We start from the raw sequence: 21352 nt of genomic DNA, 5'->3' as shown, positions 1-21352 counted from the left end.
CCAAGGGCGGGTGGGGCCGCTAAAACGCGCCGGACAGGTTACCAGAAGGTTCCGAAACATGACCCAGATCCGCCCGCAACCCGGCATTATGGAGATCGCGCTCTACCAGGGCGGGGGGGCCTCCATCGCGGGGCAGGAAAAGCCGCTGAAGCTCAGCTCGAACGAGAACCCGTTCGGGCCGGGGCCGAAGGCCGTGGAGGCGGTTCAGGCTGCGGCGGGGGCGATGCATCTTTACCCGTCCACCGATCATGCCGCGTTGCGAAACGCCATTGGCGAGGTGCATGGGCTGGACCCCGACCGGATCATCTGCGGTGTCGGCTCGGACGAGATCATCACCTTCCTGTGCCAGGCCTATGCGGGGCCGGACGACGAGGTGCTTTATACGGAACACGGGTTCCTCATGTACAAGATCTCCGCCCTTGCGGCGGGGGCAACGCCCGTGGTCGCGCCGGAACGGGAGCGGACGGTCGATGTCGACGCGATTCTTGACAAGGTGACCAGCCGCACGCGGCTTGTCTTCATCGCCAACCCCAACAATCCCACCGGCACCATGATCGGCGGAAACGAGGTGGCGCGACTGGCGGCGGGCTTGCCCGAGAACTGCCTGCTGGTTCTGGACGGGGCCTATGCGGAATATGTGGATGGGTTCGATGGCGGCGCGGGCCTTGTGGATGCGCGCGACAACGTCGTGATGACCCGGACCTTTTCCAAGATCTATGGGCTTGGCGGGCTGCGGGTCGGTTGGGGTTATGCCCCCCGCGCCGTGATCGACGTGTTGAACCGGGTTCGCGGGCCGTTCAACCTGTCTACGCTGGCGCTGGCGGGGGCCGAGGCTGCGGTGCGCGATACCGGATATGTGGATCATTGCCGGGCCGTGAACAGCGCACAGCGCAAGCGGCTGGCGGAGGGCATGGCGGCGCTTGGCTACCCCTCCGATCCGTCCGAGGGCAATTTCATCCTCTGCCGGATGGGGGATGCGGCAACGGCACAGGCCGCCGACGCGCATCTGAAATCGAAGGGCATCATCGTGCGGCTGGTGGCGGGCTATGGCCTGCCCGACTGCATCCGCATCACGGTCGGGTCCGAGGCGGATGTCACCCGCGTTCTGGATGCGATGGCGGATTTCGGAGGCACGGCATGAGCGTGATTTACCAGAAGGTGGCGCTGATCGGCCTAGGACTTATTGCCGGCTCGATGGCCCACGCCATGCGGCGCGACGGGTTGGCCGGTGAGATCGTGGGCACCGCGCGGTCGGCGGAAACGCGCGACGTGGCAAGGGAAATCGGACTCTGTGATAGGGTCGTGGACAGCGCTTCCGAGGCCGTGGAAGGCGCCGATCTGGTGGTTCTGGCGGTGCCCGTGGGTGCAATGGGCCGCGTGGCCGAATCGATGGCGCCGCATCTGGCCCCGGGCACGACGATTACCGATGTGGGATCGGTGAAGAAGGACGTGATCGACAGCGTTGGCCCGCATCTGCCCGAGGGCGTACATTTCATCCCCGGCCACCCGCTGGCCGGGACGGAGCATTCCGGCCCCCGCTCTGGCTTCGCGGAACTGTTCGAGAACCGCTACACCCTGCTGACCCCGGCCGAGGGCAGCGACCCGGAGGCGGTGGCGAAGCTGCGCGCGCTATGGGAAGGCATGGGGGCAAATGTCGAGGAAATGGACGCCGAGCATCATGACCTCGTGCTGGCGGTGACCTCGCATACCCCGCACCTTATCGCCTACACGATGGTGGGCGTCGCCGATCACCTGCGGCGCGTGACCGAAAGCGAGGTCATCAAGTATTCCGCCGCCGGTTTCCGCGACTTCACCCGGATTGCCGCCAGCGACCCGACCATGTGGCGCGATGTGTTCCTGACCAACAAGGAGGCGGTGCTGGATATCCTTGGCCGCTTCACAGAGGAGCTCTTCGTGCTGCAACGGGCGATCCGCATGGGGGATGGCGATGCGCTGCATGATTATTTCACCCGCACGCGGGCGATCCGGCGCGGCATTATCGAGGCCGGTCAGGATACCGACGCGCCCGACTTTGGCCGGGTCAAGCCGCGCAAGGGCGGGGATGCGGGATGAGGCTGGCGCGGGCGGCATTGGTGGCGGCACTGGGCTTTGCCCTGCCAGCCCTGGCCTATGCGCCCGCGCAATCCCTGCGGCCCTTGCCGCGCCCTGTCTCTACCCCGGCACCGCAAAGCCCGGCCGACCGGGTGGTTGGCCCCTCCGATCCGCTTGTGGTGACGATCCGGGCCACCGATCTGGCGCCGTCGGCGTCCCTGCGGCCGATCTACAGGCCCGGACGGGCCGAGCAGGTGACGGAGATCCGCCCGGATCAGACCATCGTGGCAGAACTGCCCCCGGAAGAGACCGAAGAGAGGGGGCCGCCGCGCGGGTTGCTGGCGCTTCTGACGGGGCAAAACCGGCTCAACCCGCCGGGTGTGACGGCGGTGCGCGTGTCCTTGCGCCCCGTGGAACGGCCTGCGGGGCTGGCGGCAGCCATTCGCGCGGCGGAAACGCGGGGCACGCCGGGGCGGGTGACGCAGCCGGGCCTGCGCGGGGCGCTCTGCGGGCAACGCGGTATCATCGGGGACCGGCTGGAGCGGATTCCGGGGCGGATCAACGGCTGTGGCATTGCGGAACCCGTAAGGGTGCGCGAGATCGACGGTATCACCCTGGCGCAGCCAGCCACGATCAACTGCGATACGGCTGTGGCGGTGCAGGAGTGGCTGAACGACGCGGTCATCCCCACAGTGGGGCGCTATGGGGGCGGGGTGGCGTCGCTGCGCGTTGTCGCCTCCTATTCCTGCCGGACGCGCAACAACCAGCCCGGTGCGCGGCTGTCGGAACATGCCACCGGAAACGCCATTGATATCGCCGGGATCGGCCTGGTGGACGGGTCCGAGATCTCGGTGCTGGACGACTGGGACGGCGGGCGAGAGGGTCGCATCCTCAGGCAGTTGCACGAGGCTGCCTGCGGAACCTTCGGCACGGTTCTGGGGCCGGGGGCGGACCGTTATCACCGCGACCATTTCCATTTCGACGTCGCCGCTTACCGCAATGGTGCCTATTGCCGGTAGCGTTTGGCAGCTTAGACCCTGTTCCCAGAGCACATTCGAGTCGCACGCAGCTGCTCGATCAGTGGCGCGAGGGGCAGCAGTGCGGACATAGCTGCCACCTAGCTGGAATGGATAAATGTCGGGTATCGTTTGCCCATTTCGGACATCGCATTGGCCCTTTTGGGAGCTTCTACGGTTAGTGCGGAAGTGTGGTGGCCAGTCTCGGTCCGGCAGCCGGGTCGGCGTTAATATGCGGTGGGCGTAGGTTGAGCCAGCGCTGGTCGTTTGACAGGTGGGCTACCAAGCTCTTTAATCCACCGATCAACCCTTCCTCCTGTGCTGCATTGCGGTGGATTTCCAATCCCTGTTGCAGCGTGTCTACTTCGCCTTGGTCTCCATCCCGCACGGCTTCATACATGGCCCGGATAGCGGTGATGTTCGAATTGCAGCTTGCCGAAATGCAACCGCCAGCGCCAAGCGCCATTGCCTCGGCCAGCAGGATTTCAGAGGCGGGAAAGACCCACAGGCCTGGCGCCGCTTTGATCACGGAGGCGGTATTGTCCCAATCCCCCGAGCTGTCTTTGTAAGCGACAACATGTTCTGGAAAGGCTTCGTTTAGGCGGGCAGACAGGGTGGGGGATATCGGAACACCCGTATTCTGCGGGATATTATAGAGGATGATCCTCGGGGCCTTGTCCCCCAGAGTTTCGATCAACTGGGCATAGTAGCGATACAGCCCGTCATCGCTAGGCTGGTAGAAAAACGGCGGCAGCACCATCGCAGCGGCGCAGCCCAGTTCCGACGCGTGGCGGGTGAGCGTGACGGTATCCTCGAGATTGCACAGCCCGGTGCCCGGCATAAGCTGCCCGGGCCGCGCCGTGCCAGACGTGACAAGGCGCTCGAGCACGCCCATGCGCTCGTTCATGGTGTTCGACGTCGCTTCGCCGGTGGTCCCGAAGGGCGAAAGGTAATGTGCGCCACCCTCCAGACAGAACGCGGCATGGTCCAGATAGAGGCTTTCGGCGATGCTCAGGTCATCCTCATAGGGTGTGAGCAGCGGGGTCACCACCCCTGTCAGGCGGTTCGTCATGGCGGTTCCTTCAATACCCACGGGCCGGGTTCACGATATTGACCAACCCCTCGCCGCGTATCCAGCGGACAAGGTTCTGTATGAAGAGGTCGAACGAGGCATTCTCCCATTCGGCAAATACCGATGAGCAATGCGGCGAGATTATCACGTTCTCATGCGCCCAGAGCGGGCTTGTTTCGGGAAGGGGTTCGGTTTCGAACACGTCCAGAACCGCCGCAGCCACATGCCCGGCTTTCAGTGCTGCGTGCAGGGCGGTCTGATCCACCACGCCACCGCGTGAGACATCCGCGAGGATCACGCCGGGCTTCATCGTGGCAATCTCTTGCGTGCCGATCAGGCCGCGTGTGGTCGGGATAAGCGGAGTCGAGACCGCGATGAAATCCGCGCGTGCCAAAAGGCCCGGCAGATCATCCGCTGCGTGCACCTCATCGACATGTTCCATCGGCTCTGGCCGGGCGCGGGTCCCCAGAACCTTCATACCGAAGGCCCTAGCGCGCGCCGCCACCGCCTGACCGGTATGACCCAACCCAACAATCAGAAGCGTCTTGCCTGCGAGCGGCCTGACCGTGCGGCCGTTCCAGACCCGCGCGGCCTTGTCCTGTTGCAGGCCCGGGATATCCAGCGTGAAATGCAAAAATCCGCCGAAGATGTATTCCGCCATCATCCCAGCGGCCACGCCCGCTGCATTGGTGACAGTGGTCTTCCGAGGGTTCCATTGGCCGAAATGGTCAGTTCCCGCCCCGCCATTGGCGACCCAGCGCGGGCCGCCCGCGCCAAACAGCGCGTCGCGCGGAAAGCCCGGCGTGCCCGCGAATCGCACCGAGTAGACAATTTCGGGCCGGTAGCTGTCGATCAGGGCGGGAAGCGTTTCATAACTGTTGCATTCACGATATTCCGCCTGCGGGAACGCGGCGCGCAACCATCGGGCAAGCGGTGCCGTATCGCTGTTATGCAAAACAATACGCGGGGTGTCAGGCATCGGTCTCCTCCACAGTTGCGCGGACAAGCTGCGCCAGTTCACTGAATTTGGCGTCCGGCTGCATCAGCCGCTCGCGCATCTCCCATAGCGCCGAGACGCGATTCTCGGGGAGTGCCGCGGCCATCACGCGGAATTTCGCCTCAACCTCGCTCAACGCCATTGGCGCCTCGGGTCCGCCGCGCGCCGGTACGTCGCCCGAGGCAAGCCGGGTGCCGTCCTTCAGCGTGACACTGACATCGGACCACCGCCCGGCGGGAAAGCGTTTGCTGTGGCGGGCATCCTCGCGCACCGCGATGCGCGAAAGCACGTCGGCCAACTTGGGGTCGCTCAGCGATGCGCCGGAAATATCTTTTGGCCCGATCCGACCATGCACCAACATCACGGCAAGCGCGAAAGGCAGGGAATACTGCGCCTGCGATGTGGTCGCGGGCATATCGGGAAACAGCGCGGCGGATTCGGCGAATGTGTTCACCTCGATCCGGGTCACGTCATCGGCGGGGAAACCATGCTCGCGAAGCAGACCGGACAGAGCATCGAGCGCTGCGTGCGCCCAGCGGCAGATCGGGTAGGGTTTGATATAGTTTTGTTCAATCGTCCAAAGCTCGCCCAAATCGACCCAGTGCCGGGTTACATCGTCAGACTCAACCGTAATTGCAGGCGCGCCTGCAAACCCGTCCTGCGCCATCAGCGCCGCCATTGATCCCACCAGCGCACCCATGCCCGAGCCATCGTGCAGCATGGTCGGGTTGGCAATCTCGCGCATCATCTGGCTGCGCGGGCCGTGGTACTCGGCGATCCCGAGCGCATGGCGGAGATGATCGGGGCTTGACCCCATAAGGCGGCAGCCAAGCGCCGCGACGCCCAGTGCATTCCATGCCCCGGACGTGTGATAGTCGATGACCGTGGCATGAAGGGCCAACGCAGCCCGGGCCGCGACCTCATAGGACATGACAAGCGCAGAAAGCGCATCGCGTGCGGAAAGCTCCGGCCGGGCTTCGGCGAAGGCGAACAGCGTGGGTACAACGGCGCAGCCGATATGGCCCTTGGTCGGATTAAGCCCATCATGGGCATCGAGATTGTCGATCTGCGTGGCAGCGGCAAAGGCGGCGCCCGGGATCGAGGCGCGTCGGCCATCGAACATCATATGGGCCGCGTGTTCAGGAGCACCGGCGCCGTGGAACGCAAACGCATGATCACGAGCGATCCGCCCCGCCTCCATGCGCGCTGCCCCCGCCGCCACGCCAACCGTGTCGATCAGCAGCGTCGCGGCCATGTTAAGCGCGCTTTGCGGCATGTCTTGGCCCGCAAGCACGAATTCGGCGATCCGGTCGAAGTTCATAGCCGTTCCCTTTCCAGTAACTGGCCATATCCCGGCAGGGCTTCGCCGATACCGGCAAGCTGCATGGCCTGGAAAGCCATCGCTTGATTTGACGTGATGACTGGTTTGTCCACAGCCTGTTCCAGACGGGCAATGATCTCGACACTGCGCATGTCGGTGCAGGACAGCACAATCGCTCTGGCCTCGGGATGGTTGGCGGCAAAGCCCAGATCGAACACCGCCTGTGGGTCCAGATTGCCCTGTCCGTAATTGTCCAGATCATCGCCCACTTCAGAGCGCATTACGGTTTCAATTCCGGTATCAGCCAGAAATCCAACAGCCATGTCATTGATCGCGGACACGTAAGGCGAGGCAAAGCCGATCCGCTCCACCCCCAGAGTGTTCAGCGCATTTACCAGAGCCCCTGCCGCCGTCACGGTCTTGGCCCCGCTGGCGGCCTTGATCCGCTCAGCAAGCCCCCGGTCGAAAGCAGGGCCATGGGTAAGCGTGGCCGAGGTGCAGCCATACAGGATCACATCCGGGTGGACGCCCTCCAAAAGACGCAGGGGTTCGTCCAGATCGGACGCACCCAGCCCACGCATCTGGTCTGCATCGGGGACCTCGTCCTGATCATACCCCCCCAAGCGGGCGAAATGCAGTGATACCCCTTCGGGGCGCAGCAGCGACATGTCAGGTTCGAGATTGGTATTGGTGAAGGGGACAAGAATTCCAAAACGGGCACGCCCGCGTGACTGTGTCATGTCTTTCCTCCATTCATCCAATGTTCCAAAAGACTGGCCGTAAGGTCGAGTCGCTCCGAGGCGCCGATAGTCGCGCGCAGGCAATCGGCAAGCCCGACGCCGCCCTGCGGACGCAGAAACACGCCTTCGGCGCGAAGGGCCACGTCAGCGCGGTGGGCCTCTTCGGCGCTTTTCATCCGGATCAGGATGAAATTGGTGAAGCTTTCCGGCACGTCCAGCCCGGCCTTTACCAACCGTCCGCGGAACTCGTCGCGCAACGCCGCCGTTTCCCGGCAGGTCTCTCGCATATAGGCCTGATCCACGAGCGCCGCGGTGGCTGCCGCCTGCCCTGCGGTCGTGATGTTGTTGGGGTTCATCACTTTGCGCACCTCTCGGGCGATTTCAGGCGGGAACAGGCCCCAGCCAATCCGCATCCCGGCCAGACCATATGCCTTTGAGAATGTGCGCAGAACCACCGTATCGCCGCATCCGACCAGATCGAACATTGGCTCACCCAGATGATCGGCAAACTCGCCATAGGCTTCGTCGATCACCAGCAGGATATCACCCGGCAAACCTTCTCGCAGGCGTACCAGCTCGGCGCGCGGGATACGGGTGCCGGTGGGGTTGCCGGGATTGGCGACAAAGACGATGCGAGTGTCGTCCCGGACGGCAGCGAGAAGGGCATCCACCGAAGCGCATCTGTCTTGCTCCGGGGCTGTGTCGTAGCGCGCCCGCGCCAATTGAGCGGCAGTTCGGAAAAACGGGTAGGCATAAGCCGGGGCCAGCACCGTGTTTTGTTCATCTGCAAAGGCTTGCGTGAGGCATGAGATCAGTTCCATCGACCCGCAGCCACACAGAATGCCTTCGGCAGGGATGCCATGAAGCCCGGAAAGCGCCGCGCGAAGCTCACTCCAGTCCGGATCGGGATAGAGATGTCCGGCCTTCATCGCTTCCGCGGCGGCCTCGATCGCAAGAGGGCTGGGCGGGCGCAGGCTTTCGTTCTGAGACAGTGAGATCAGGGGCTTTCCCTCTGGCGCCTCCAGTTGAGCCAGCGCATAGGGCGACATTGCGGATATATGCCCTACGGAACGGATCATGGTTTGAACCCATAGATATCGCGCGCAGCTTCCCGGCTGATCAACCCCTCGTCCAGATCACGGCGAACCTCGTCCCGGCTGCGTTTTTGTGGGTCGCCAAAGCCGCCGCCGCCCGGAGTCTCAAAAAGCAACGTTTCTCCGGCCTTCACCCGAACCTCTCCCTTGCCGGGCAGGTTAGATCCGCCATGGCCGATGCGGATACGCCCCGGCGCACCAGCCTCCCCGCCGAAACGCCCGCGCGCAGGGTTCAGAATCCGTTCGACCGAAAGAAACAGCATGAAATCCTCATTCACGGCGGATCGCATCTCGATATGCTGACCCAGCCCGCCGCGCGTTCGTCCGGGCCCGCCGCTGTCTGGTATTAGCTCGCGCCGGGTGATCAGAACCGGCGCAACCGCCTCGGTGGTTTCCACCTGCGAGCCCCAGACGCCCGAGGGAAAAGCGGTGGCCGACAGCCCGTCCAGACCGGGCCGCGCGCCGGTGCCACCGCTGAACACAAGCTCCAGCGCAAATTGCGCATCGCCACGCGAAACCGCTTCGGGCGTGTGGCGCAACGGCAGGTCGTACATGCAGGATGCGCCCTCGGCAGGCACCTGATCCGGCAGAACCTGTGACAGGCAGCCATAGACCAGATCGGGCGTCATCTGCCCCAGCGTATGGCGCATGGCCACCGGTGCGGGGGGCTGGGCGTTCAGGATACAGTTCTTTGGCCCTGTGACGCGGAAAGGCTCAAGCGAGCCCGCATTGTTGGGAATGTCCGGCCCGATGATGCAGCGAAGGGCAAACACCGAATAAGCGGTGGCATAGTTGAGCGGTACGTTGATGCCCTTGTTCGACAGGCCAGATGTGCCGGTGAAATCCAGTTCAACGCGATCTTCGCTGATGGTCAGGGCCGCGTGCAGGTCAATCTCCTGCTCATATCCGTCCACCTTCAGCACATTGTGCCACGTCCCCTTGGGCAGTTCCGCAATAGCCTCAACGGTCCCGCGATATGAGGTGTCGATAATATAGTCGGCCAGTTCATCCAGATGGTCGATGCCGAATTCCTCCATCATGCCCGCAAGCCGCTCTGCACCGGTTTCACAGCAAGCGATCAGCGCATAGATATCGCCTTCGTTGGCGATGGGCTCGCGCGAGTTGGCCTTGACGATCTCCATCAGGAGGGTGTTCAAAGCGCCTTCGTTCATCAGCTTGCAGGGCGGGATAAGCAGCCCCTCGTCATAGATGTCCGCACCCTCGGGGCCCATGCCAAGCCCGCCCAGATCAACCAGATGCGAGGTGCAGGAGGTAAAGCCCACCACGTGACCCTTAAAGAAAACCGGCATCATCAGCAGGAAATCATTCAGGTGCCCCGAGGCGATCCATGGATCGTTGGTCAGGTAAATATCGCCCGGTTTCATATCTTGAAGCTGAAACCGGGCGCGCAGGGTCTTTACCGCCTCGGCCATGGTGTTGATATGGCCCGGCGTGCCGGTCACGGCCTGCGCCAGCATCCGGCCCTGCAAGTCAAAGACACCGGCGGAAATGTCCCCGCATTCGCGCACGATTGGGGAAAAGGCCGCGCGGATCAGCGCCTGGCCCTGTTCCTCAACCACGGCCAGAAGCCGATTCCACATGACCTGCAGGCGGGTGTCGGTGGTGCTCATTGGTCACCCTCCCGGTTGCGTGTGAGCCAGATATTGCCGCCGCCATCCACATGAGCTGAGAAATCCGCGCTGACGAATGTGGTGGTCTGCGGCTCGATGATCAGGGAGGGGCCGTCAAGATGGTCGCCGGGCCTGAGTGCGGCGCGATCATGGATTTCTGCCTCGCGCCATTTGCCGGTGACATCGCACAGGATGCGCCGCTGCCCGGACGGTTGCGCAGGCTGTTTCACGCGGGTTTTGGCGTAATGCTCCAGCGCGGGCGGCTCGGAGGCGACCTCAAGCGTCCAGTTCAGGATCTCGATCTTCATGCCCGGCACAGCGCGGCTGAATTGGCGGCTGTATTCCTCCTCGAAGGCTCGGCGCAGGGCGGGAATGTCCGCCTCTTCCAAGGCGCGGTCAGGCAGTGGGATTTCAATCTCGTGCCCCTGTCCGTGATAACGCATGAACGCCTGCCGTCGCCGGGTCAGCAGGCCCTCTGGCGCACCTGCCCTCACCACAGCCTCGGCCTCGTCGATCATTGCGTTGAAGAAGGCGTTGAGCCCGCCGAGGTCGAGCGCATCGAGCGTACTATAGCGCGAGCGAATGATTTCAAACGAGACCGGCGCGAACAGGAACCCCACCGCCGAGCCGACCCCGGGATCGCGCGGGATCAGGATGCGGTCCACATGCGCACGCCGCGCCACCCGGGTGGCGTGCAAGGGGCCATTGCCGCCAAAGGCGATCATCAGCCGGGCGCCCAGATCCTTGCCCGATTCCACAGCATGCATCCGCCCGGCGGCGGCCATGTTCTCATCCACGATCTCGCTGACCCCATGGGCGGCCTGTGCGGCGTCAAGCTTCAGCGCCTGCCCAACGCCCGAGGCAAGCGCCCTTTTCGCCGCATCCATGTCGATCCTGAGCCGCCCTTCGGCAAAGCGCCCGGGTTCGATCAGCCCCTGCATCACGTCGGCATCGGTCACCGTCGGCTCGGTTCCGCCCTTGGCAAAGGCGGCGGGTCCGGGCTCAGACCCCGCGCTCTCTGGTCCGACCTGCAGGCGGCCCAACCGGTCCACATGGGCGATCGATCCGCCGCCCGCGCCGATCTCGATCATCTCGATCACCGGGATGCGCACCGGCATGCCAGAGCCCTTGATGAACCGCGCCGCGCGCGCGATTTCGAACTTGCGTGCGGTCTGCGGGCGAAACCGGTCGATCAGACACAGCTTGGCCGTGGTGCCGCCCATATCGAAACTCAACACCTCGCGCTCGCTGGTCTCGGCAGCGATGCGCGCGGCCAGAATAGCCCCCCCAGCAGGGCCGGACTCCACCAGCCGGATCGGCAGACGCGCGGCGGTTTCCATCGTCGTCATGCCACCGCCCGCAGTCATCATCAGGATCGGGCAGGTCAGGCCTTCGTTGCTGAATCGCGCCTGAAAATTGATCAGGTAACTGGCCATCTGAGGCTGGATATAGGCGTTGGCGATGGTGGTTGAGAGCCGGTCGAACTCACGTGCCTCGGGGCTGACCTCGTGCGATAGCGAGATCACCAGATCGGGCATTGCCGCCAGCAGAAGATCGCGCAGCCTCAGTTCATGTGCCGGGTTGGCATAGGCATGCATCAGGCAGATCGCCACGGCCTCGGCACCACAGGCATCAAGCTCCCCGGTCAACCGGCGAACGGCCTCCTCATCAAGCGGTTGCAGCTCCTGCCCACGCGCATCCATCCGCCCGCCTATGATAAAGGCGCGCGTGCGCGGCACGATCAGATCAGGTTTGACAAGGTTAATATCATACTGGCTGTAGCGGCGTTCATAGGCGATCTCGAGAATATCTCGAAACCCCTCGCTCGTCACCGTCGCAACATTGGCCCCGCGCCGCTCGATAAGAGCATTGGTGGCCAGAGTGGTGCCATGGATGAAGCCACCGATCCGCGACCAGTCCGCTCCGGTCCCGGCCAGCACATGTTTTGTGCCCGCAAGCGCCCCAAGGGTCGGATTTTCAGGAGTGGTCGGTGTTTTGGTGGTGGCAAGGATATGCCCCTTCCCATCAACCAGGACCGTATCGGTGAAAGTGCCACCAATATCGACGGCAAGGCGTAGCCCGTTCTTGTTGTGCATGAAGAGAAACCAAAAATGCAGGAAAGTCAGAAGAGGTGTGAATACCCGGTCCAGCAACTGCCGAATCGACAAATAGCCAGCTTCACGTCATACGACGAGATCACAGCCGGTTGCCCGGCGCCCCAAATTTGCCATCATGCGTTGCGCCATATCTGGTCGCTCTCGCTCTTTCCTACTCCAGAAATGAAGCCCGAGCATAGGACAGTCTGTCAACAGAAATGTGGACCTGCCCAGCAAGCACTCTCGATTGCAGTGTAAACTACAAGTGGCAGCAGTTTTCTCACATCTCCGTGTTCGCTTTTCGGGGATTTATCCCGTGACCTACGCCCGGTTTCACCGCATTTCACTCATTCGATCAATCTGCAGCATTTGTCAAAGAGGGCTCTCAGCTGACATTTGTCCGCTTCCCATGGGAGTGCCGAACCAACCTCCAGCATCAAGCGCAGTGAAAATGTTTCTTTGGTTGCGAGGGTTAGCGCAACACCAACCGCGGGGCGGGGCCGAGGGGGATCGGCCCGAAATAGACCTGCCCGTTGGAGAAGCTGAGTGTTGCGTCGAGGTCTTCGGGGCGCCCTGACAGGCCCGCCAGCAGGCCAAGCCCGGTTTCCAGCGTGCCGCGGAACCCTGCGGGTATGGCCCCCGCATTCACCCCGATCTCGATCATCTCGCGCCAGTTCTGCGCCCGGACCGACAGATCGCCCGTAGGCAGCCCATCGGCATCCACATCCAGATCACCCGACAGGCGCAGCGCCAGGTCGCCCCAATCGGCGCGCAGCTCGGCCAGTTCCACGCGGGTGATCGCCGGGCGGCTGCTTTCCAGCGCCGTCAGGTCCCAGGCGCGGGCGAAGCCCATGACGGCCTCGAAGCGGACGGTCTCGATCTCCTGTGGCAGCAGCCCGGCGGGATCGAGCAGCGCCAGAACCTCGCCTGCCGGGGTCACGCCACTGGCGTCGATGCGGATGTCATAGCGGTGGCCGGGTTCGTCGCGTTCCACCACCATCGTCAGGGCCTGATCCACCCGGCTCGACCAGCCCAGGTCGCTCTCCATCTCCAGCGCCGCGATGCGGGTCTCGGATTGCACCAGCGCCAGATAGTCCAGCGGGCGGACATGCAGCATCGCCTCCAACTGGCCGGCGCGGATCGTGATGCGTTCATAGGGGGTGGACAGGGTGTGTTCGGCTGGCCAGATCGCGCGGATCGCCTGCGGCTGGTAGCTGTCCTGTTCCAGGCGGAACCCGTCGAGTTCCGCTGCCCACCCGCTAAACGGATCGGCCAGCATCAGACCGGGCAGGGTGGTGACGAAGCGGAACGGATAGCCCGAGGTCTGCACACCGTCATGAGCCACGGCCCACCCGGCGGCCTCGCGGTCGTTCAGCCAATAGGTCACGAGTCGTTCCGTGGCGATGGACCCGGCCAGCCACACGACCGACCAGATCATGACCAGTGCGCCGATCACCCAGGCCCAGACCTTCATCGCGCGACTCTCCTGTTTCATCCCGTCCGCTGTCTGCATATACGGGGTCGGGCACGAGTGACCATAGGACAAGGTGGTATTGGCATGAGCACGGCGGATCTTTGGGTGTTCGGATACGGATCGCTGATCTGGAACCCCGGTTTTGACGTGGCCGAGACCCGGATCGCACGGCTGCCGGGCTGGCACCGGTCCTTCTGCATGAGCTCGATCCACCATCGCGGCACGGTGGAAAGCCCCGGTCTGGTGCTAGCGCTTGACGCGGCAGAAGGGGCCCATTGCGATGGTGTGGCCTTCCGGGTGGAGGCCGCAAACGCGCCTGCCACCATCGACTATCTTAGGGAGCGGGAGCTGATCTCTTCGGCCTATCTGGAACGCGAATTGCCGATCACTTTCCATGGCGGCGGCGAGGCGATGGCCGTCACCTATGTGATCGACCCCGAGCATGAGCAATATGTGGCGGGGATGAGCCTTGAAAAGCAGGCGCAGATCATCGCCCATGCGGTCGGTGGGCGCGGGCCGAATGATGAATACCTGTATAACACCGCCGCCCATCTGGCCGAGCTTGATCTGGCGGATGAGGATCTCGACTGGCTGGTGCGCCGGGTTCGGGCGCTGAAACAGGGGTGACCTTGCGCCGCGTCACGCGCGACGGCCCCGCAACGCTTGGCAGATTGCTGCGGGCGGGGTAGGGTGTGCTCGAGAAAAACGGGATGGCCAGAACACCGTGACGAGCAGACCAGACGCGCCGCGCTTTACGCAACCGATCCGCCAGATCGCAATCATGCTGATGATCTGCGGGCTGGTCGGTTTTGGCACCTTCCTGGTCTGGGGCAGCATCCAGCCGGTCGTGACCGCCAATACCTATCTCAATGGAACCATCGCGCTTGTGTTCTTCGCGGGCGTTCTGGCCTGTTTCTGGCAGGTTGTGCAATTGTTCTCGTCGATTTCCTGGATCGAGGGGATCGCCAATGGTGCGGGTGAGGATCAGGGCAAACCGCCGCTTCTGCTGGCAGCGCTGTCGGGCATCTTTCAGGCACGTGGTTCGCGGCTGCAATTGACCTCCGCCTCGTCGCGCTCGGTGCTGGATTCCGTGGGCGCGCGGATGGAAGAGGCGCGCGACATCACGCGCTACATCACCAGCCTGCTGATTTTCCTTGGGCTTCTGGGCACGTTCTACGGGCTTGCGGTCACGGTGCCTGCGGTGGTGGAAACGATCCGCTCGCTGCAACCCTCTGCCGACGAGTCCGGGATCGAGGTGTTTTCACGCCTGATGGGCGGGCTGGAGGAACAACTGGGCGGCATGGGTACGGCCTTCGCCTCCTCGTTGCTTGGTCTTGCCGGGTCGCTGGTCGTGGGGTTGCTGGAACTGTTCGCGGGCCATGGCCAGAACCGGTTCTACCGCGAAATGGAAGAATGGCTGTCCACGATCACCCGCGTCAGTTTTTCATCGGGAGAGGGCGAAGGCGGCGGGCTGGACCGGGCCGCGATTGCCACGGTGCTGGATCACATGGTCGATCAGATCGACACGTTGCAGGGTCTCTTCACCCAATCCGAGGCGCGCCATCAGGAAACCGAGGCACGGCTTGGCGAGATGACCGGCGTGCTGGCGGACCTTGCGGAACGGCTCGGACCCGGACAGGTTGCCGCGACCGAACGTCTGTCGGCGGCGCAGGACCGGCTGGCCGAGGTGCTGTCGGCCACGTCCGGCGAGGGCGGCATTGATGCGGAAAGCCGGATGCGGCTGCGGTCCATCGACGTGCAGTTGCTGAAGATCTTCGAAGAAATGGGCAGTTCGCGGCAGGAAGAGATTGGCGCCCTGCGCGCCGATATCGGCGAGCTGACCGGCGCGATCCGGGAACTGACGCGCTCGGCCTCGCAGCCCCGCCAACGCCCCGCCCCGCAACGTCGTGCGCCCCCCGAAGACCCGGCCCCGGAGGGCTGATCCATGGCCTTCCACCGGCGTTCCGGCACGCGATTTACCGCCTCGATCTGGCCCGGTTTCGTGGATGCCATCACCGCGCTCTTGATGGTGATGATCTTCGTTCTGACGATCTTCATGATCGTGCAGTTCGTGCTGTCGGAAACGATCAACAATCAGGATGACGAGCTGAACGTTCTGAACGCGCAGCTTAATGAACTGGCCGACGCACTCGGCCTGGCGCAAAGCCGCTCGGCACAGCTGGAACAGCGGGTTGCGACGCTTGGTGCCAGCCTGTCAGAGGCCGAGGGCGAATTGCAGATGCAGGCCGCGCTGATCGCCTCGCTGACGGCTGAAACCGAGGGGCAGGCCGCGCGCATCGCCGATTTCGAGGCGCAGGTGGCCTCGCTCATTGCGGCCAACACGGATCTGACCGAGGAACGCGACGCGGTGCAGGCGGATCTGGAGGCGCGGGTGTCAGAGGTTGACGCGCTGACGCTGGCCCTTGCCACCGCGCGAGACGAGATCGACGCCGCCGCCGAACAGGCGCGCCTGGCCGCTGCCGAACGCGAGGCGCTGGAGGCGCTGATCGCCGATCTGGAATCCGAGGCTGCTGCGCAGGAGGCGACGCTCGCCGACACGCTGGCCGCCTTGCAGGCGCAGGAAGAAAACTCGGCGGGGTTGCAGACCGACCTGACCACGGCGCTGGCCGCGCTGGCAGGCGAGGAAGCCCTGACCGCATCGCTCGAAGCGCAGATCGCAGAACTGGAGCAGGAGCTGACCGCAGAGGAAGCGGCGCTGTTGGCGGAACAGGCGGCGGCGGCTGCGCTGCGCGAACGGCTCTCGGTGCTGGAAACCGATCTCGACAGCGAGGAGGCCGCACGTCTGGCCGAGGCCGCTGCCGCTGCCGCCCTGCGCGACCGGCTGGCGGATACTCAGGCGCAGCTTTCCGACGAAGAGGCCGCGCGTCTGGCCGAAGCCGCCGCCGCCGAAGCCCTGCGCGCCCGCCTGCAGGAGGCCGATGCCGAACTGACCGCCATTGCGCTTGCGCTGGAACAGCGGCGGCAGGAGGCGGAGGATACCCTGACGCTGCTGGCCGCTGCCGATCAGGCGCGGGAGAACTTTGCAGCCCGTCTGGCCGCGGCGTTGGCTGACAACACCGCGCAGGGCGACCGGATCGAGGAATTGGAGACGAGTCTCGCCGCCGCCAGCGAGGCAGCGGGACGCTTGTCGGATCTGGAGGGTCAACTGGCCTTGGCGCTTGCCGCCCGCGCGCAGGACGCCGCTGCCCTGGCCGAGACACAGGCGGCGCTGGAAGCCGCGCAATCGGTGGCGGAGGAGCGCGCTGGCGAGATGTCATCGCTGGAGGAGGAACTGGCGCGCGCACTGGCCCGGTTGACAGCACAAGCCACGCAAAGCCGCACGCGGATCGCAGAACTCGAAGAGGATATCGCAGCGGCCAATGCCAATGCCGCCGCGACAGCGGCCGCCCTGACGGCAAGCGAGGAAACTGTCGCCGGGTTGGAAACACAGCTTGCCACGGCCCTGCAACAGGCCGACCGGCGCGCGGAAGCGGATGCCGGGCGGCTCGCGCAGCTGGAGGCAGACGTAGCCGCAGCCGAAGGCACTGCCGCCGCGGCTCAGGCGGAACTGACCGAGAGCAGGGCCACATTGACGCGGCTGGAGGCCGAGCTGGCCGCAGCCCTTGTGCGCGCCACGCGCGACGCAGAACGGATCACGGCGCTGGAACAGGATCTGGGAACCGCGCAGGCCGAAGCCGCCGCCGCGCAATCGGATCTCGATAACAGCTCCGAAAGCCTCGATGCGCTGCAAACGCAACTGGCCGCAGCGCTTCAGTCGGCACAGGCGCAGGCCGGCGAGGATGCGGCGCGCATCGCTGCGCTGGAAACGGATCTGGTCGCCGCTCAGGCCGAATCCCAGGCCGCCGAAGAGGGGCTGGCCCGGCGCGGTGCGGAACTGACGGCGCTGGAGGCGGAGCTGGCCGCAGCGCTTGCGCGGGCCACGCTGGCAGCGGACCGGGTGGAGGAGGTCGAGGCCGATCTCTCTGCCGCACAGGCCGAAAGCGCTGTCCTCCGTGAAGAGCAGGCCGCCAACCAGACGGCCCTGACCGCAATGGAGGCAGAGCTGACACAGGCCCTGCTGGATCTGGCGCGGGCCGAACAAACGGCGGAATCGCGCATTGCGGCGCTTGAGGCGGAACTGGCGGCGTCCGAGGCCGCGCGGGAATCGGCGGGAGCAGAAGCCGCAGGCGCACTGTCTGAGCTGGAGGAGCAACTGGCCGCCGCGCTGACCGCGCAGATGCTGGCCGAGACCACCGCCGAAGACCGGTTGAGCGAAGCCGAGCAGCAGTCGGCATTGCTGGCACAGGCCAATCTGGAACTGGAAACGGCAGAGGCGGCCTCGGCAGAAAGTCAGCGACAGATCGCGGCGTTGAACGAACAGGTGGCGGCGCTGCGCACGCAGCTTGGCGAGTTGCAGGGGCTGCTCGATGCTTCGCAGGCGGCGGATGCGGCGGCGCAGGTGCAGGTGGAAACGCTCGGGGCCGATCTGAACGCGGCGCTGGCGCGGCTGGCCGCCGAAAGCGATGCGCTGGCGGAATCCGAAGCGGCCCGCGCCGAGGCCGAGGCGGAAGCGCGGCGACTGGCCGAGGCCGAGGCCGAACGGCTGGCCGCCGAGGCGCAGGAGCTGGAGCGCTACCGGTCGGAGTTCTTCGGCCGCCTGCGCGAATTGCTGGAAGGCCGCGACGGCGTGCGGATCGAGGGGGATCGTTTCGTCTTCGCCTCCGAGGTGCTGTTCGAGGTCGGGTCCGCCGATCTCTCTCCCGAAGGGGAGGCACAGATCGCCAATGTTGCGGAATTGCTGTTCGACGTGGCAGGGGAAATCCCTCTGTCGGTGGATTGGATCGTGCGGGTCGATGGCCATACCGATGACCAGCAGCTGCGCCCGACCGCCGAATACGCCAACAATTGGGAGCTGAGCCAGGCCCGCGCCCTGTCGGTGGTGCTGTTCATGAGCGACGAGCTCGGCTTTCCACCCGCGCGGCTGGCGGCGACGGGGTTTGGCGAGTATCGCCCGATTGCGTCCAACGACACGCCTGAGGGGCAGGCCCAGAACCGCCGGATCGAGCTGAAGCTCACCGAGCGATGAGCGCGCTTCGGGACGAATTGCTGGCCTGTGAAACCCGTGTGTGGGAGGCCCTGGTGGCAGGCGACGCCGCAGCGGATGCCGCCGCCTTGTCAGCGGATTTTCTGGGCGTCTACCCGGACGGATTCGCCGGGAAGGGGGACCATGCCGGGCAGTTGGCGGGTGGACCGACCGTGGTGCGGTTCCATCTGACCGATGGGCAGGTGAAACCGCTTGGCGCAGGCCACGCGTTGTTGGTCTATCGCGCGCGCTATTTGCGGGTTGGTCGGGCAGAGGAAGAGGAGATGTATGTCTCCTCCATCTGGCGTCGCAGCGGTGAGGGTTGGGTCAATATCTTCAGCCAGGACACGCCCGCGACCGGCATTCCGGTTCCCTGAGAAAAAGGCGCCCCGGAGGGCGCCTTCTTTCGTTCCTATTCCGCTGTCAGAAGCGGCGGTTTCTTCGACGTGATCCGCCGCGCGCCCGGTTCTTCGATGCGCAGGTCGATCTGGCCATCCTTGACGCCAACCTTGACATTGCCGCCCTTGGCGAGCTTGCCGAACAGCAGTTCCTCGGCCAGCGGCTTCTTGATGTGTTCCTGGATCACGCGGCCAAGCGGGCGGGCGCCCATGCGGTCGTCGTACCCCTTGTCGGCCAGCCATTCGGCGGCGGGGCGCGTCAGTTCGATGGTCACGTTGCGGTCCAGAAGCTGCGCTTCCAGTTGCAGCACGAATTTCTCGACCACCTGCAGGATCACCTCTTTCGGCAGCGCGCCGAAGGAAATGACCGCGTCCAGACGGTTGCGGAATTCGGGCGTGAAGGTGCGCTCGATGGCGGCGGTATCCTCGCCCTCGCGCCGGTCGCGGCCAAAGCCGATGGCGGATTTCGCCTGTTCCGCCGCGCCCGCGTTCGAGGTCATGATCAGCACCACGTTGCGGAAATCGACAGACCGCCCGTTGTGATCGGTCAGCGTTCCGTGGTCCATCACCTGCAACAGGATGTTGAAGACATCCGGGTGCGCTTTCTCGATCTCGTCCAGCAGCAGCACGCAATGCGGGTGCTGGTCGATACCGTCGGTCAGCAGCCCGCCCTGGTCGAAGCCCACATAGCCCGGAGGCGCGCCGATCAGGCGGCTGACCGCGTGTTTCTCCATGTATTCCGACATGTCGAAGCGCAGCAGTTCTACCCCGAGCGTATCGGCCAGTTGCTTGGCCACCTCGGTCTTGCCGACGCCGGTGGGGCCGGCAAACAGGTAGTTGCCAATCGGCTTTTCCGGCTCGCGCAGGCCCGCGCGCGCCAGTTTGATGGCGCTGGCCAGCGCCTCGATGGCCTTGTCCTGCCCGAACACCACGCGCTTAAGGCTGCGTTCGAGATCCTTCAGAACCTCGGCATCGTCCTTCGAGACGTTCTTGGGCGGGATGCGGGCGATCTTGGCCACCACGGCCTCGATCTCCTTCGCGCCGATGGTCTTGCGGCGCTTGGATTCGGCCACCAGATGCTGCGCGGCCCCGGCCTCGTCGATGACGTCGATGGCCTTGTCGGGCAGTTTGCGGTCATTGATATAGCGCGCCGACAGTTCCACCGCCGCCTTGATCGCGTCATTGGTGTATTTGATGTCGTGGTGATCCTCGAAATAGGGTTTGAGGCCCTTGAGGATTTTCACGGTATCGTCCACCGACGGCTCATTCACGTCGATCTTCTGGAACCGGCGGGACAGCGCGCGGTCCTTTTCGAAATGCTGGCGGAATTCTTTGTAGGTGGTGGACCCCATGCAGCGCAGCTTGCCGCCCTGCAACGCCGGTTTCAGCAGATTCGAGGCGTCCATCGCCCCGCCCGAAGTGGCGCCCGCGCCGATCACGGTGTGGATCTCGTCGATGAACAGCACCGCGTCAGGGTGATCTTCCAGCTCGCTGACCACGGCCTTCAGCCGCTCCTCGAAATCGCCGCGATAGCGGGTTCCCGCCAGCAGCGCGCCCATGTCGAGCGAATAGATCGTGGCGCCCTGCAGCACCTCGGGCGTCTGACCCTCGACGATCTTCTTGGCCAGACCTTCGGCGATGGCGGTCTTGCCTACGCCGGGATCGCCCACCAGAAGCGGGTTATTCTTGCGGCGGCGGCACAGCACCTGAATGCAGCGTTCCACCTCGTGCTCTCGCCCGATCAGCGGGTCGATATCCCCCTTCACGGATTTGGCGTTCAGGTCGACGCAATACTTGGCCAGCGCCGATTCCTTGCCGTCGCCCTCGGAGGCGGTTTCAGCATTGCCGTGAATGCTGTCCTCTTCATTGGCCCCGCTTACGGGACGGGATTCGCCGAAGGACGGGTCCTTGGCGACGCCATGGGCGATGAAATTCACCGCGTCATAGCGGGTCATGTCCTGTTCCTGCAGGAAATAGGCGGCGTTGGATTCGCGTTCGGCGAAGATGGCGACCAGCACATTCGCACCGGTCACTTCGGTCCGGCCAGAGCTTTGCACATGGATCGCAGCGCGCTGGATCACGCGCTGGAAGGCGGCGGTCGGCACCGCCTCGGAGCCTTCCACGTCGGTGACGAGCGTCGACAGCTCCTCGTCGATGAATTCCACTAGCGTCTGGCGAAGCTCTTCTAGATCGACGGAACAGGCCTGCATGACCTTCATCGCGTCAGGCTCTTCCAGAAGGGCGAGCAGCAGATGTTCCAGAGTTGCGAGTTCATGACGGCGCGCATTGGCGTTCGCCAGTGCGGCATGGATGGCCTGCTCAAGGGTGTTCGAAAACGACGGCACTACCTGTGCTCCTTTCGTTGCGCCGGACGGGCG

Annotated in this window: 16 protein-coding genes; 7 read left to right on the top strand and 9 right to left on the bottom strand. The window is 64.4% G+C overall.

Features of this window, described 5'->3' with window-relative positions:
• Window positions 1-58 precede the first annotated feature (58 nt).
• Genes hisC through BKY26_RS01550 form a run of 3 tightly spaced genes read left to right on the top strand, consistent with a single transcriptional unit; the run spans window position 59 to window position 3071 of the window.
• Window positions 59-1141 (top strand): histidinol-phosphate transaminase, encoded by a 1083-nt coding sequence (hisC, locus tag BKY26_RS01560; protein WP_071688643.1) that lies wholly within the window; start codon window positions 59-61, stop codon window positions 1139-1141.
• Window positions 1138-2073 (top strand): prephenate/arogenate dehydrogenase family protein, encoded by a 936-nt coding sequence (locus tag BKY26_RS01555; RefSeq protein WP_071688642.1) that lies wholly within the window; start codon window positions 1138-1140, stop codon window positions 2071-2073. The genes hisC and BKY26_RS01555 overlap by 4 nt, the downstream gene beginning before the upstream one ends.
• On the top strand, window positions 2070-3071 hold the full coding sequence (locus BKY26_RS01550) for an extensin-like domain-containing protein (protein WP_071688641.1): 1002 nt from the start codon (window positions 2070-2072) through the stop codon (window positions 3069-3071). The genes BKY26_RS01555 and BKY26_RS01550 overlap by 4 nt, the downstream gene beginning before the upstream one ends.
• A 175-nt stretch (window positions 3072-3246) precedes the next feature.
• On the opposite strand, the gene BKY26_RS01545 is transcribed toward BKY26_RS01550, so the two are convergent.
• The 8 genes from BKY26_RS01545 to BKY26_RS01510 form a co-directional block, all read right to left on the bottom strand.
• Complete coding sequence (locus BKY26_RS01545; protein WP_071688640.1) at window positions 3247-4140, bottom strand: dihydrodipicolinate synthase family protein; 894 nt, start codon at window positions 4138-4140, stop codon at window positions 3247-3249.
• Between the two features lie 10 nt (window positions 4141-4150).
• Window positions 4151-5119, bottom strand: coding sequence for a D-2-hydroxyacid dehydrogenase (locus tag BKY26_RS01540; protein ID WP_071688639.1), 969 nt, complete (start codon window positions 5117-5119; stop codon window positions 4151-4153).
• Window positions 5112-6458 carry an MmgE/PrpD family protein gene (locus BKY26_RS01535; RefSeq protein ID WP_071688638.1) on the bottom strand — a complete coding sequence of 449 codons (1347 nt, stop codon included), beginning with the start codon at window positions 6456-6458 and terminating at the stop codon, window positions 5112-5114. Before BKY26_RS01535 ends, BKY26_RS01540 begins: the two co-directional genes overlap by 8 nt.
• Window positions 6455-7198, bottom strand: coding sequence for a maleate cis-trans isomerase family protein (locus BKY26_RS01530; RefSeq protein ID WP_071688637.1), 744 nt, complete (start codon window positions 7196-7198; stop codon window positions 6455-6457). Before BKY26_RS01530 ends, BKY26_RS01535 begins: the two co-directional genes overlap by 4 nt.
• Window positions 7195-8277, bottom strand: a complete 1083-nt coding sequence (locus BKY26_RS01525; protein ID WP_071688636.1) for a pyridoxal phosphate-dependent aminotransferase — start codon at window positions 8275-8277, stop codon at window positions 7195-7197. The genes BKY26_RS01530 and BKY26_RS01525 overlap by 4 nt, the downstream gene beginning before the upstream one ends.
• Entirely contained in the window at window positions 8274-9923 is a 1650-nt protein-coding gene (locus tag BKY26_RS01520; RefSeq protein WP_071688635.1) for a hydantoinase B/oxoprolinase family protein, read from the bottom strand. Before BKY26_RS01520 ends, BKY26_RS01525 begins: the two co-directional genes overlap by 4 nt.
• The gene (locus BKY26_RS01515) at window positions 9920-12019 is read right to left on the bottom strand and encodes a hydantoinase/oxoprolinase family protein (RefSeq protein WP_071688687.1); all 2100 of its coding nucleotides are present in this window, start codon (window positions 12017-12019) and stop codon (window positions 9920-9922) included. Before BKY26_RS01515 ends, BKY26_RS01520 begins: the two co-directional genes overlap by 4 nt.
• A 472-nt stretch (window positions 12020-12491) precedes the next feature.
• Complete coding sequence (locus BKY26_RS01510) at window positions 12492-13514, bottom strand: DUF2125 domain-containing protein (protein ID WP_158514290.1); 1023 nt, start codon at window positions 13512-13514, stop codon at window positions 12492-12494.
• 63 nt (window positions 13515-13577) lie between these two features.
• On the opposite strand from BKY26_RS01510, the gene BKY26_RS01505 reads away from it, so the two are divergent.
• From BKY26_RS01505 to BKY26_RS01490, 4 genes are all read left to right on the top strand, one after another.
• The gene (locus tag BKY26_RS01505; RefSeq protein WP_071688633.1) at window positions 13578-14120 is read left to right on the top strand and encodes a gamma-glutamylcyclotransferase; all 543 of its coding nucleotides are present in this window, start codon (window positions 13578-13580) and stop codon (window positions 14118-14120) included.
• A gap of 154 nt (window positions 14121-14274) precedes the next feature.
• Window positions 14275-15435: a biopolymer transporter ExbB gene (locus BKY26_RS01500; protein WP_071688632.1), complete on the top strand. Its 1161-nt coding sequence runs from the start codon at window positions 14275-14277 to the stop codon at window positions 15433-15435.
• Window positions 15436-15438: 3 nt separating this feature from the next.
• Window positions 15439-18579, top strand: coding sequence for a peptidoglycan -binding protein (locus BKY26_RS01495; protein WP_071688631.1), 3141 nt, complete (start codon window positions 15439-15441; stop codon window positions 18577-18579).
• Window positions 18576-18953 (top strand): DUF4440 domain-containing protein, encoded by a 378-nt coding sequence (locus tag BKY26_RS01490; RefSeq protein WP_071688630.1) that lies wholly within the window; start codon window positions 18576-18578, stop codon window positions 18951-18953. The genes BKY26_RS01495 and BKY26_RS01490 overlap by 4 nt, the downstream gene beginning before the upstream one ends.
• 35 nt (window positions 18954-18988) lie before the next feature.
• Here BKY26_RS01490 and clpA read toward each other — a convergent pair whose 3' ends face one another.
• Entirely contained in the window at window positions 18989-21319 is a 2331-nt protein-coding gene (clpA, locus tag BKY26_RS01485) for an ATP-dependent Clp protease ATP-binding subunit ClpA (protein WP_071688629.1), read from the bottom strand.
• Between the last annotated feature and the right edge of the window lie 33 nt (window positions 21320-21352).

It is taken from the genome of Nioella sediminis (genome assembly GCF_001879695.1).
Classification (GTDB): Bacteria; Pseudomonadota; Alphaproteobacteria; order Rhodobacterales; family Rhodobacteraceae; genus Nioella; species Nioella sediminis.
Note: the sequence above shows the minus strand (reverse complement) of the source record. Positions and strands in the feature narration are given on the sequence as shown.

What these genes read in the sequence shown, in the direction of transcription:
- hisC (WP_071688643.1), top strand. Translation starts at nt 59, where the DNA reads ATGACCCAGATCCGCCCGCAACCCGGCATTATGGAGATCGCGCTCTAC.
- BKY26_RS01555 (WP_071688642.1), top strand. Translation starts at nt 1,138, where the DNA reads ATGAGCGTGATTTACCAGAAGGTGGCGCTGATCGGCCTAGGACTTATT.
- BKY26_RS01550 (WP_071688641.1), top strand. Translation starts at nt 2,070, where the DNA reads ATGAGGCTGGCGCGGGCGGCATTGGTGGCGGCACTGGGCTTTGCCCTG.
- BKY26_RS01545 (WP_071688640.1), bottom strand. Translation starts at nt 4,140, where the DNA reads ATGACGAACCGCCTGACAGGGGTGGTGACCCCGCTGCTCACACCCTAT.
- BKY26_RS01540 (WP_071688639.1), bottom strand. Translation starts at nt 5,119, where the DNA reads ATGCCTGACACCCCGCGTATTGTTTTGCATAACAGCGATACGGCACCG.
- BKY26_RS01535 (WP_071688638.1), bottom strand. Translation starts at nt 6,458, where the DNA reads ATGAACTTCGACCGGATCGCCGAATTCGTGCTTGCGGGCCAAGACATG.
- BKY26_RS01530 (WP_071688637.1), bottom strand. Translation starts at nt 7,198, where the DNA reads ATGACACAGTCACGCGGGCGTGCCCGTTTTGGAATTCTTGTCCCCTTC.
- BKY26_RS01525 (WP_071688636.1), bottom strand. Translation starts at nt 8,277, where the DNA reads ATGATCCGTTCCGTAGGGCATATATCCGCAATGTCGCCCTATGCGCTG.
- BKY26_RS01520 (WP_071688635.1), bottom strand. Translation starts at nt 9,923, where the DNA reads ATGAGCACCACCGACACCCGCCTGCAGGTCATGTGGAATCGGCTTCTG.
- BKY26_RS01515 (WP_071688687.1), bottom strand. Translation starts at nt 12,019, where the DNA reads ATGCACAACAAGAACGGGCTACGCCTTGCCGTCGATATTGGTGGCACT.
- BKY26_RS01510 (WP_158514290.1), bottom strand. Translation starts at nt 13,514, where the DNA reads ATGAAACAGGAGAGTCGCGCGATGAAGGTCTGGGCCTGGGTGATCGGC.
- BKY26_RS01505 (WP_071688633.1), top strand. Translation starts at nt 13,578, where the DNA reads ATGAGCACGGCGGATCTTTGGGTGTTCGGATACGGATCGCTGATCTGG.
- BKY26_RS01500 (WP_071688632.1), top strand. Translation starts at nt 14,275, where the DNA reads ATGCTGATGATCTGCGGGCTGGTCGGTTTTGGCACCTTCCTGGTCTGG.
- BKY26_RS01495 (WP_071688631.1), top strand. Translation starts at nt 15,439, where the DNA reads ATGGCCTTCCACCGGCGTTCCGGCACGCGATTTACCGCCTCGATCTGG.
- BKY26_RS01490 (WP_071688630.1), top strand. Translation starts at nt 18,576, where the DNA reads ATGAGCGCGCTTCGGGACGAATTGCTGGCCTGTGAAACCCGTGTGTGG.